The organism is Frankia sp. BMG5.60 (assembly GCF_059428125.1).
Map to the genome: position 1 here is coordinate 3,979,341 of NZ_CM182091.1, position 11,811 is coordinate 3,991,151.

General features: G+C 68.4%; 10 protein-coding genes. 6 read left to right on the forward strand and 4 right to left on the reverse strand.

Annotated elements, in window-relative coordinates:
* Positions 1-85: 85 nt before the first annotated feature.
* Entirely contained in the window at positions 86-1,873 is a 1,788-nt protein-coding gene (locus AC5R91_RS16205) for an effector-associated domain EAD1-containing protein (RefSeq protein ID WP_495392204.1), read from the reverse strand.
* Between the two features lie 288 nt (positions 1,874-2,161).
* Positions 2,162-2,305 carry a hypothetical protein gene (locus tag AC5R91_RS16210; RefSeq protein ID WP_495392205.1) on the reverse strand — a complete coding sequence of 48 codons (144 nt, stop codon included), beginning with the start codon at positions 2,303-2,305 and terminating at the stop codon, positions 2,162-2,164.
* A gap of 135 nt (positions 2,306-2,440) precedes the next feature.
* Here AC5R91_RS16210 and AC5R91_RS16215 point away from each other — a divergent pair, with 135 nt between their 5' ends.
* Complete coding sequence (locus AC5R91_RS16215) at positions 2,441-2,674, forward strand: hypothetical protein (protein ID WP_495392206.1); 234 nt, start codon at positions 2,441-2,443, stop codon at positions 2,672-2,674.
* 1 nt (position 2,675) lies between these two features.
* A complete protein-coding gene (locus AC5R91_RS16220; RefSeq protein ID WP_495392207.1) occupies positions 2,676-2,963 on the forward strand; it encodes a hypothetical protein in 288 nt (95 codons plus the stop codon).
* 73 nt (positions 2,964-3,036) lie between these two features.
* Here AC5R91_RS16220 and AC5R91_RS16225 read toward each other — a convergent pair whose 3' ends face one another.
* The gene (locus AC5R91_RS16225) at positions 3,037-3,402 is read right to left on the reverse strand and encodes a DsrE family protein (RefSeq protein WP_044887624.1); all 366 of its coding nucleotides are present in this window, start codon (positions 3,400-3,402) and stop codon (positions 3,037-3,039) included.
* A gap of 97 nt (positions 3,403-3,499) precedes the next feature.
* Between AC5R91_RS16225 and AC5R91_RS16230 the strand changes: the two genes are divergently transcribed.
* The 3 genes from AC5R91_RS16230 (at position 3,500) to AC5R91_RS16240 (ending at position 7,609) form a co-directional block, all read left to right on the forward strand.
* On the forward strand, positions 3,500-4,162 hold the full coding sequence (locus AC5R91_RS16230) for a TetR/AcrR family transcriptional regulator (RefSeq protein ID WP_495392208.1): 663 nt from the start codon (positions 3,500-3,502) through the stop codon (positions 4,160-4,162).
* Positions 4,163-5,103: 941 nt separating this feature from the next.
* Positions 5,104-6,578, forward strand: a protein-coding gene (locus tag AC5R91_RS16235; protein WP_495392209.1) for an IS3 family transposase whose coding sequence is annotated in 2 segments (ribosomal slippage) — positions 5,104-5,532 and positions 5,535-6,578 — 1,473 coding nt in all. Because the reading frame shifts where the segments join, the coding sequence is not laid out codon by codon here.
* Between the two features lie 416 nt (positions 6,579-6,994).
* Positions 6,995-7,609: a class I SAM-dependent methyltransferase gene (locus tag AC5R91_RS16240; RefSeq protein ID WP_495392210.1), complete on the forward strand. Its 615-nt coding sequence runs from the start codon at positions 6,995-6,997 to the stop codon at positions 7,607-7,609.
* A 364-nt stretch (positions 7,610-7,973) separates the two neighbouring features.
* On the opposite strand, the gene AC5R91_RS16245 is transcribed toward AC5R91_RS16240, so the two are convergent.
* Positions 7,974-9,194 carry a GDSL-type esterase/lipase family protein gene (locus AC5R91_RS16245; protein WP_495392211.1) on the reverse strand — a complete coding sequence of 407 codons (1,221 nt, stop codon included), beginning with the start codon at positions 9,192-9,194 and terminating at the stop codon, positions 7,974-7,976.
* 1,158 nt (positions 9,195-10,352) lie between these two features.
* Here AC5R91_RS16245 and AC5R91_RS16250 point away from each other — a divergent pair.
* Complete coding sequence (locus tag AC5R91_RS16250; protein WP_495392212.1) at positions 10,353-11,810, forward strand: MFS transporter; 1,458 nt, start codon at positions 10,353-10,355, stop codon at positions 11,808-11,810.
* Position 11,811 lies beyond the last annotated feature (1 nt).

Below are 11,811 nucleotides of genomic sequence, written 5' to 3' on the forward strand. Positions count from 1 at the left end.
TCGGGCGCCCAGCCGCGATGCGCTATGCACCCACACACAGACCGAGTGACGGGTCATGACAGTCCGCCACCCAGGTGTGCGGCGGCTATTCCAGGGCGTGCAGGCGGATGGTCGCGTCACCGCTGGCGCTGGCCAGAACGCGCCTGGTCGGGGAGAACGCCACCGCCCATACCGAGTCCCGGTGGCCTTCCAGCGGCTGGCCGAGCAGCAGGCGGGGGGCGCTCCGGTCGGTGACGTCCCACAGCCGGATCAGACGGTCATTGCCGCCCTCGGCCAGGAGCGTTCCGGCTGGGGAGAACGCCAGCGCCGACACCCGGTTGGTGGTGTGACCGGCCAATGGGTCGCCGAGGGGCTGGGGTGCGGTGGGGTCGGTGAGATCCCACCGCCGTAGGGTGCGGTCGTCGCCGCCGCTGGCCAGAAAAGGCCCCCGCGGGTCGAACGCCACCGTCCAGATTGCGTCGTCGTGCGTGATGATGTGCGCCGTGTCGAACCCCCGCGGGTTCTTCCGGTCGTCAAGATCCCAGAGCCGCACTGTGCGGTCGGCGCCGGCGCTGGCAAGGATCTTTCCGTCAGGGGAGAACGCCAGCGCCCGCACGGTGTCGTCGTGTCCGGGCAGCGGCTGGCCGAGCGGGCGGGGTTGTGCAGGACGGGTGACGTCCCACAGTCGCACCGAATGGTCCTGCCCTGCGGTCGCCAGGATGGTCCCCTTCGGCGAGAACGCCACCGCGAACAGCGGATTGTCCGGGTCGGCCAGTGGCTGGCGCGGATCCCAGAGTGGCCGAGGAGAGCTCGGGTCGGCGAGGCTCCACAGCTCGGCGGCTCCGTCCGCTCCCCCGCTGGCCATGATCGGCCGGCCCGGAGTTAAAGCAACCGAGGTCACCGCCGCGCTGTGCGTGGTCAGGGGTCGACCGAGCGCATGAGCGGTCTCCGGGTGGCGCACGTCCCACAGCCGCACGCTGTGATCGTCGCTGCCGCTGACCAGCGTCGTGCCGTCCGGAGAGAACGCGACCGAGAGCACCGACTCCGAATGCCCGTGAAGCGTCGGGCCGAGCGGGCGAGCACCACGCACCGGCGCCGCCCAAACTGCCGCGTTCCGCACGTCAGGAAGGTCGGCGGCCTGCCCGGAGCCACCCTGTCTGGTCAGGGCCACAGCGCCAACGGTCGCCCCCAGGGCCACCACGGGCCCCGCCATCAGAAGAACGCCACGCCGCGTCGGCCGGCCGTGCCACGCGCTCGTCGAGCCGGCTCGCACCGCCTCCTGCGCGGCGCTGTCCGCGTGCGCGGGGCGGCCTGCTTTCCCCGACGCATCGTTCTGCGGCGCGCGCTCTTCGGACATCGCCGGCCCCTGCGCTACCTGCGGTTCCACCGAAGCCGCGGGCCCCGCCGTAGCCACTGCTGCTGACACGGCCTCCGGCTCGGATGTCATCCGGTGGGATGGCGCGGTCTCCTCCGGGGAGAACAGCCGGCCGGGGAACGGCACCGGCCCGGAGACCCCGTCGACATTCGCCGGGGCGGCTGTCTGCGCGTCGTCGGGAGGATCGTCCGCATGACCGGACGCCGGCGGCGTGGCGGCGGCGTCGGCTGCCGGTTCACCGTCGGCGCCGGCTTCGGCATCGCGGGCCTTGACAGCTATGGCGGCGAAGACCTTGTTGGCGGGGTAGACCCGGCTGGCGGCGAGGAGGATCTGGCGCCGTCCGTCAACGACTGCCCCGAAGCCAAGGCGCACGTTGATCTCACGCCAATAGTCCAGCGGACGCTGCGAGGTCCACACCGGTTGCTGCGACCGCTCCAACCCGGCCTGCTCGAGCAGGGACCTGGCGTTTTCCGGAAGGTGGAAAGCACGCGCGAGCTCCCGCACCTCCTGTTCAGTCAACCTGTCCGTCACCATTCCCCCGAGACCAGGCCGTCACGTGGAACGCCCGCGACGGTGGATGCCGCGCACCGTCGCCCCTCCCGGACGGACCATGCCCGCCGATCGTACGCGGCCGGAAGATAGGGAAACGACACCTGGCAGCGGGGTTGTCATGCTGCTTTCCCACGAATGTCGTCCTCCCTATCCGGACGACATGAGCGACGGGCTATCCGGACGACATGAGCGACGGGCCGTCCGGATCGCCTCGGCTGGCGGGGCTCGCCGTCGACGCCGAACCGTGGAGCGGGCCTAGGCGCGGGGCATGACCTCCTCGGCGACCCAGCGCAGGTGGTCGAGGTAGGCCTCGAGGCCCGGGAGCGGCGGTGGCGCCACCCAGGTCTGGGTGACGCCGAGGGCGCTGAGGCGGGCGAGGCGGGCGAGGCGGGCGAGCACACGGTCGGCGTCGGTGCTGCCGGCCGCGAGCGGGTTGTCGAGGACGGCGTGTGATGCCGGGAGGTGGACCTGACGGGACAGTCAGCGCGGGTTCGGTCTGTTGTTCATGTGAGGCTGTGTCCTATGGTCGATCCCATGCCGAGTATGAGCGTGTCGGTGCGGGCGGAGACGCTGGAGGCCGCGCGGGCCGAGGCCGCCGCGGCCGGGCTCACCCTGTCGGCCTGGGTCGACAGGACGCTGGCCGAGGCCGTCTGGACGCGGCGCTTCGCCCGGCAGCAGGAACGCAACGCCGCCCTCGGGGTCACCTTCGAGTACCTGACCGGCGAGTTCGCCCGACTCGAGGAACTGCGACGCCGCGCGGCAGGGTGAGGTGTGGGCGCGGGCCGACGCTCCCGCGCACGCGCTGATCGTGTCCGCCGACATGTACAACAACGCCAACACCGGCCGGGTCGTGGTCTGCCCCGTCGTGCCGGGCGAGCCGCTGCCGTTCGACGACTACGCCGCCGACGTCGGAATCACGGTTCCCGTCCCGGGCACGGTGCTGCCCGAGCTCGTGGCCTGGATGCCGACCTCAGGCCTGTCGCACCGGCTCGGCGCCATCCCGCCCGAAGCCTGGCAACGCGCCGACCAGATCCTGCGCCGCGTCCTCGGTCACTGACGCAGGCCAGGCCGCGCCAGTCTCCGCCGCTGACTACCCACAGGGCGATGAGGTGGCCGTCGCGGCCGACGACTCAGTAGCTGAAGGTCGTCGCGCCGTCGTCGCCGATCCAGTTCCACATCGGGACCGTGCCGTTCAGCTCCGCGCCCTCAATCAGCACGCTGGCGTCGATCTTGCGGGCGTCGACGCAGATCGGGCACACGAAGTAGCGGCCACCGGCGATCCTGTATCGCTCGACGAGCGACTCCAGCGGTGGGCAGCCGGCACACCCCTCACCCTTCGCGTCGCCGGGCAGGGCGAGCCGGACCGCCTCCTGGGTCAGGAACATGAGCGTCTCCTTGCCGGTCTCCGCGGCGCCGACCGCCACGAGAAACGCGACGGTGACCTTCTCCAGGTCCTCGAGACCCGTGGTCAGGCTGATAACCGCCTTGCTCGCCATCGGCAACCCCCTCCTTCAACGAGAGTCAGAACGAACGTTCGTGTTTACCAGATTAGAGTACGAACGATCGTCTTGCGCGTCAACTAGGATGTGGGTCATGGCGGAGAGGGCAGCGCACACACGCCAGCGACGAGCTGACGGGGAGCGCACCCGCGCCGCGATCCTCGACTCGGCGATGCGACTGTCGACCGTCGACGGCCTCGAGGGCCTGAGCATCGGCAACCTCGCCAAGGACCTGGGCATGAGCAAGGGCGGTGTCTACGCCCACTTCGACTCCAAAGAGGACCTGCAGCTGGCAACCGTCGAGGCGGCTGGCGCCGTCTTCGAGGCGGAGGTCATCGAGCCCGCACTGAAGGCCGACCCGGGGGTGCCACAGCTCCTCGCGTTCTGCGACGCCTACTTCGATCATCTCGACCGGCGACGCTTCCCCGGCGGCTGCTTCTTCGCGGGCGCCGCGCTGGAGATGGGGACGCACCGTGGACCAGTGCAGGAGAAGGTCGCCGAGTTCCACTCCGGATTCGTCCAGCTCATCCGCGACTTCGTGCGAACAGCGGTCGGACTCCAGCAACTGCCACCCGACGAGGACCCGGCAGCGCTCGCCCTGGAGCTCAACGGCACGCTCCTGGCGGCCGACACGAGCTTCGTGATGTACGACGATCCCTCCGTACTGGACCTGGGTCGCCGCGTGGTGCGCCGTCGCCTGGGTCTCGCCGAAGCAAGACGAAACGAATCACCAGAGGAAGCCAGCAATACGCAGTAAGTATTCGGTGACGAGTACCGCATCGCCGCCTGACCACTTCCCCAGAAGATCACTTTGACCACAAGAGACCAGCTCTCGGGTCAAAACTCGGCCCCTGGAGCCCCACACGCCGCCATCGGACATGCTGGCGACGGCGGCGCATCACCTGATCATGCCGGCTGCCGAGGTCGACCGTAGCCCTGCATCAGACCCCGCCGACTCGTGCAGAGCACACATGGAACGCGGAGATCCCGCCTGGCCCACTCTGTGGGAGCCGGCCAGGATCTCGTACGCTGGCAGCCTCTAGCCACTTCGAACGCTCATCCGTGCGTGCGCGAACAAGCTACATCAAGGCCAGGTCTCGCCGTCTCATCTCGGGAGTCGCATGTCAACGATAGCGGTCAATGTCGCGATCGGCATATTGACAAGCGTCATAACCGGGAGTCTGGTCTGGAGCTGGCAAAGAGTCGAGTTTCTTCGAAGAAAGGGTCGGTACGGAGCGTTCTTCGGGCTCTCTGCCACCAGAGAGTGTGTCGTCGTCATCGGGCAGCAGATGAACAACCCATTCCGGCGTACAGCGCTCCGATGTCAGAGCGTTAGTTGAGGTGGCGAGTATCGCCAACGACGGAGGCACGGAGTTTCGCATTTTTCAGCCCGATCAGTTCCGCGGAGGCATTGGCGGTCGGGTTGAGTTCTGTATCGGTGGACCCTTTGCCAATGATAGAACAGCCGGGCACATTGCGACCTACCTCCCCGGCGCAAGTTTCACACCATACAACCGAGATCAGCCGGACTCGATCGCGATAGTCACAGGCAGTTCCGAGTTTGTTCGTGAACCCCCTACCTGTCAGCATGAGGTGAGTCAGGTAGCAGCTACCATCTTGTGACCGGGGCGGGGTTGGGAGAAGAAGATCGTGGTGGTGTCGGTGACGGCCAGGCGGGGCCTGGTCGATGATGGTCGGGTGGGAGATCGTGAGGCCGACCGGTCGCGGCCGGATCCGGAGGTCGAGCCGAAGGCGCGGCGGCGGTCGTTCTCGCCGGCGTACAAGCTGAGGATCCTGACCGAGTACGAGGCGGCGACCGGGCCGGGTGCGAAAGGCGCGATCCTGCGCCGAGAGAACCTGTATTCGGCGCATCTCGTGGAGTGGCGTAAGGCCCGCGACGCGGGGGCGTTGGCGGGTATGTCGAAGCCGAAGGGCCGGCCCGCGGTCGACGACCGGGACCGGGAGCTGGCGAAACTTCGGGTGGAGAAGGAACGGTTGGAAAAGGAGCTGGCGAAAGCCCGCTTCGTGATAGAAGTCCAGGGAAAAGTCTCCGAGCTCTTGGAGAAACTCTCCGAGGGCATGCCCGGGACCACCGACGACCCGAACTCGCCGACCAGGCGGAACGGATAATCGAGGACGGACTCGCCCGCCTCACCGAACAGGCCGGCGTGAGTACGGCGTCGGCGTGCGCGGCGTTGGGCCGGGCGCGGGCGACGCATTACCGCCGGCACCGGAAATCCCCCGCCCCGCCGCGGCCGGCGCCGATCCCGCACCGCCAGCGCCGGCAGCCCGCGGCGTTGTCACCGGCGGAGCGGGAGCGGGTGGTCGAGGTGCTGCACTCGGACCGGTTCGTCGATGCCGCCCCGGCGCAGGTCTGGGCGACCCTGCTCGACGAAGGGGTCTACCTGGCGTCGCAGCGCACGATGTACCGGCTGCTGGCCGAACGCGGTGAGACCGGTGAGCGCCGCCGCCTGGCGACGCACCCCGCCCACGTCAAACCCGAACTCGTCGCCGAGAAACCGAACTCCGTGTGGAGTTGGGATATCACGAAACTCCGCGGCCCGAAGAAATGGTCCTACTTCTACCTGTATGTGATCCTGGATGTGTACAGCCGTTATGTTGTCGGGTGGATGGTCGCTGACCGGGAATCCGCCACCCTCGCCGAGGATCTGATCATCGCCAGCTGTGAGAAGCAGCGGATCGATCGGAGTCAGCTGACGATCCACGCCGACCGGGGCACCTCGATGACCTCGAAGACCGTCGCGCTGCTCCTCGCTGACCTCGGCGTGACCCGTTCCCATTCCCGGCCCCGGGTGTCGAACGACAATCCCTACAGCGAGGCCCAGTTCAAAACGTTGAAGTACCGGCCCGACTTCCCGGGTTCCTTCGACACCATCCAGACCGCCCGCTCCTGGTGCCGGGCGTTCTTCGACCACTACAACAATGATCACCGTCACTCCGGGCTCGGGCTACTCACCCCGGCCGTCGTCCACCACGGCCAGGCGCCCGCGGTCCGCCGGGCCCGCGCTGCCGTCCTCGACACCGCCTACACCGCGCACCCCGAACGGTTCGTCCGCCCGCCAAGCCCACCGGCCATGCCCGAACCCGCCTGGATCAACCGACCCCAGAACGACGAAGACCAGACACCGGAGGCAGAGGCCGAGACCAGCTAATTTCCACAACATCCTGCCTCAAAGAGGTTGACAGGTTCCGACCCGGCCTGCGAGAATATGCAATACTTGCGCGAGTATTTCCTTCCCCGCAGGCACGGCCGCTATTTCTGATTGCCGGCCAGACGGGTATTACCAACCTCGCCGGCGCACATTTTTTGCGGCGCCGGTTCGAGGAGCTGCGCAGCACCTATGGTGCTGAACGCGAATTCTGCCTGGTATTGCGAGTGGACCGACCCGACGTCTACGGCCACGAGTCGGTTCACATAGCGAGCGACGTCACGGGAACTGCCTTTGCTTCGTGACCGTCATCGTACGAGAATACGATCGACCCGACGGGATCTGCGAGGTCCGGCATGATCCCTCCTACCGGCACTGCTCGGCGAAACGGCCGCCCAGGCCCCCGATGAGGAGTCGTGATGGGCTTCTATGACGACCAGGTGCTGCCCCGCATCGTCGATCTCGTCCTCGGCCGGCCGGTGGAGGAGGCCAGGGCGCGCGTCGCGGCCGGGCTGTCCGGCGAGGTCCTGGAGATCGGCTTCGGATCGGGACGCAACATCGCGCACCTTCCAGCGGGAGTCACCCGCCTGCTCGCGGTCGAGCCCGCCGCCGTCGGACGCACGCTCGCCGCACCCCGCATCGCCGCCGCGCCCGTCACGGTCGAGTTCATCGGCGACGACGGTCAGGCGCTACACCTTCCGGACGCGTCGGTCGACCACGTCCTCACCACCTGGACACTGTGCACCATCCCCGACACCGAACGGGCACTGCGCGAGATCCATCGCGTACTACGGCCCGGCGGCACCCTGCACTTCGCCGAGCACGGCCGCTCACCCCTGCCCACCGTCGCCCGCTGGCAGGACCGGCTCACCCCCACCTGGAGCAGGATCGCCGGAGGCTGCCACCTCAACCGCAAGATCGACGACCTGGTCGAGAAGTCCGGACTGACCCTCGCCTCGGCCAACAACCATCCGATGCGCGGGACGGCCCAACTCGCCTTCGCCTACGAGGGCATCGCGTCCAAACCGACCTGATGCCCCAGGCGCGCAGTCTCGCAGCCCAGCTCGCGCCCACCGCGGGCTGGACGGGTGCCACGGATTTCGTCAGGACAGGACCCGTTGGATGGCTTCGAGGCTGGATCCGCCGTCGGAGTTGAACGCAATCTTGGCAGTCGGCGCGCTGGTATGAATGAGGTTGACCACGGTCTCGAAGAACTCCAGCAGCGGCTACGCGAGACCGTGCTCAATCGTCTGGGCATCGACACCTGGCAGCGCGTTCGGGTCAAGACCGACGATCAGGACACGAGTGACAGCCACCTCGGCAGGATAACGGGCATTCAGGCAATCCACCTCAGCCAAGGTCACGTCCACGCCACGGCTATGGATGGACACGAACGATTCAGAAGGTCGGGACCACCGGGGGCGGGCGGAGCGGCGCGCCGGCGCTGGCACCCACGACGGCGGCTATCGCGCGCTGGCCGTCCGCGAGAGGGTGGCCGCGCAGGTTGCCGCCGTTGCGGCCGAGGCCGTAGATCCACGGATCGCGGCTGCACAGCTCGTGGCCGTTCAGCGCGTCCGCCACGGAGACGTAGGTGGCTCCGCCGGTGGTCGCGGCGACCCGAAGGCGGCCGTCGAGGTAGTCCTGCACCTGGTTCAGATGGGTCAGCTCGGTGGGCGTCAGCCACCCGCAGCGCGTCGTGTCCGCGATGAGCCGCGGAAAGAGCCGCGGATAGCCGACCACGACGACGCGGGCCTGCGGCGCGGCCTTCTGGATGGCAGGAATCACCTCCTGCTGAACACGGGCGGCCACGTCGTCGATCTTGCGCTCCTCCTTCTCCGGCTGCTGTACGCACTGCCACACGAAGCAGGTCTCCAGCGTGGAGCTGAATCCGAGGTCGTTTCCACCGATGGTCACGGTCACCACGCCCACCGGCTTATCCCGGTTGATCTTCTCGAGCCGGGACACCTGGGAGGTGGAGTCGAGTCCGCCCGGGTGCTGGCCGCGGGACAGGACATCGTCGATCTCGGCCCCCGAGCAGGCGAGATGACCATTCCCGGCGATGCTGCCGGAGCCGTCGACGCCGAGCAGACGGGGCCACGCCTGCGGGCTGCGGTGGCAGTCGTCCTTCGTGGTCGCGGTGCCGTCGTCGAACGGTGGGTTGCCCTCGCCAGAGGAATAGGAGTCACCGAGGGCGACATAGGTCGTAGGAGCGTGCGTGTCGGTCGCCCAGACGGCGACATGGCCAGGCGCGTACAGGACGAGATTGCCGTCGTTCTGAAGCTCCAGCTGCCCGCCGCGGTGATCGTCCGTACCCGTACTCCAGATGGCCCGGTGGCCCGGCGCGTAGACGACGAGATTGCCGTCCGGCTGCATCTCCAGCGTGGAGCCGGTATTTCCATCGGTTTCGGTCGACCATCTGGCGACGTGCCCGCGGCCGAACAGGACGGCATTCCCGTCGTCCTGCATCGTGAGTTCCCAGACGCCGTCCGGCGAATGAATGCTCTGCCTCGGCCACAGCGTCTCGCTGCCGGCCAGCGCCGTGGGCACGGCCGTGGCAGCCGTCGTGGACAGGCAGCTGAGCCCCGCCGCCACGGCAGCGACAAGGGCGTACCGGCGCATTCGGCCACGCCGGCGTGTTCTCGCGCTTCTCACGCTTTCCCCCGGCTCCCAGCGGACCCGGCACAGAGTCCGTTGCGGGAAGAATGATAGCAGGCGAGCCAGATCACCCGAAAGACCGGGTAATACCCGGCCGTCCAAGCAGGAAAATCCTGGTCCCTACGGCGTTCGGCCGGGTAGCACGGCGGAATGCTCCAGCCCGAACCGTTCAAATCCCGTGGAGCCGGTCTGGTCGAGCGATCCGGGGCGCGCAGCCGCACCATGATCGGTTGCGCGCCGGCGGGGACTGCATACGGAGTGAGCAGTGCGGGCGGTGCGGGCGCAGGCGCGGTCACCGAGTGCTCGTCGAGGGACCGCGCACCGCGCGGTCGGACCGGTCAGAAGGTGGGGGTCGGGGTGGGAAGGAGGGTCGCGAGGGCGGTGGGGGCGCGCAGGGGGAGCAGGTGGTTCTCGCCGGGGACGACGGTGGTGCGGGTGTCGGGGAGCATCGTGGCGAGGTGGTCGGCCAGTGTCCGCGGGACTGGTTGTACCGATGGCTGCACTGCACTGGGCAGGCTACGGCCTGCCCGACGACGCAGTGGTCGCCCTACATCACGGACCACCGCCCCATCAAGTCACCTAAACATCGCTATGCGTACATCACGTGCGTGGACTCCACTCTCCACTCCGGGCTGCAGCGGCCCGGCTGGCCGGGACGACTCGGTCCGCCGCCCACCGCGCTGGCGGACGCACACGGCACCCGCCCCGCCCACCAACCGCCCGGCCGTCCGGCCGGCCGGACGACTCCTGTCCCGCCGAGGGACGACACAGCCGAGCAAAGGCCGAGGTCGCAGCCGGATTCAGAGCTGAGGCCGGGGCCGGACCATGGATCGAAGCCCATACCTACCAGAGCGAGGATCGAAGCCGAGACCCGGGCCGGAGGCGGGCGGCGAATGCCGGAGGCGCGTCGGGTATTCCTGGCAAAGCCGGTCTTTAGTCGATGGTAACGATTCTCACAGTCCGCCCGCCCCTCTGTTCGTCCGGCCGGTGACGAGTAAGGGTATTGGGGGGAAAGTCCCCGTTTTCACACCCCGATCTTTCTCCTGGATCCCGCACGCCTAAAACCAGAAGGTATTGATGCGTCAAGGTCCTCTTGCTGGCAGATACGCGGCGTCCGCAGCCATGGTTATATTCGCGCTTATTCCCTACCTGGCTCTGTCGGCCGCGCTGGAGCCGTTGGCGCCGATCGTCGCCAAGCAACTGCACATGAGCGCGCAGACGATGAGCCTCAGCTCGGGCCTGGGCAACGCGGCCTACGCGCTGGGGACGGTGCTCGCCGTCCAGCTGGGTCTGCACCTGCCGCAACGGCGGATGCTGCTCGTCTACGCGGTCGTGCTCGTCGTCGGATCGGTGCTGACGGCGGCGGCGCAGGACGCGGCCATGTTCATCGTCGGCCACCTGTTGCAGGGCCTGGCCACCAGCATGCTGCTGATCGCCGCGGCCCCTGCGCTGGCGATCGGCTACCCGCGCGAGAAGCTGCGCACCACCGTAATGATCATGAACATGGGCATCTTCGGCGCGGTCGCACTCGGCCCGTTCATCGGTGGTCTGCAGGCTGACGCCGACGCCTGGCGACCGCTGTTCTGGGTCGTCACCGGGGTCTCGGTGCTGGCGCTGCTGCTGGTCGTGCTCACCTTCGAGGACGCACCGCCGGCGAACCCCGACGCCCCGCGCGACCTGCCGGCGATCGCGCTGTCCGCGGTCGGCAGCCTGGCGGCCTTCCTCGGCGCGTCCGAACTGACCAGCCACAGCTTCCTGGACGTCGAGGTGATCGCACCGCTGCTCGGCGGTCTGGCACTGATCGTCGTCCTCGTCGTCTACCAGTACCGGGCCACGCAGCCGCTGCTGATGGTCCGGGAGATGCTCACCAGCTCGATCCCGGTCGCGGGCGTGGTGATCGCGCTGTTCGCCGCGGCGGCGTCGGTGTCCGCGACGGGACTGACCGCCTCGGTGCTCGCGGAGACCTACGGACCGGTGCGCGTCGGGCTGCTCTACCTCCCCGAACTGGGCGGCGCGGTGATCGCCGCGATCACGTTCGGGTTCGTCGTCACCCGGCGTTCCGTGCACTACATGCCGCTCGTGGGCATGGTCCTGCTCGCCGCCGGAATCCTGGTCTTCTGGTTCGCGATGCCGGCGAGCCAGCCGCTGGCGCTCGTCGCTTCGGGACTGACCGGGCTCGCCCTCGGCGCCACGGTCGCCCCGGCGTTGTTCGTGGCCGGTTTCTCCCTGCCGTCCGCCAACCTTCAGCGCGTGTTCGCCCTGGTCGAACTGCTACGTGCGGTCGCCGCCTTCATGATCGCGCCGATCTTCGCCCATTTCGCGGCGACGGTGACCGGCGACCTCAACGAGGGAACGAACATCGCCCTGTGGATCGGCCTTGGTCTGGCCCTCGCCGGCGGCGCCCTCGGCGTCGCGATCTACGCCCTGAGCGGTGCCCGCCCGCAGACTCCCGACGTCGACACGTTCCTGGGTGCCCTGCGTCCGGCCTGGTACTCACCCCCGCTGCTGAGCAGGCTCCGCCGAACCCCCCAGATCGATGATCTGGACATCGCCCTCCCCGTCCCGGAAAGCATCGACTGAC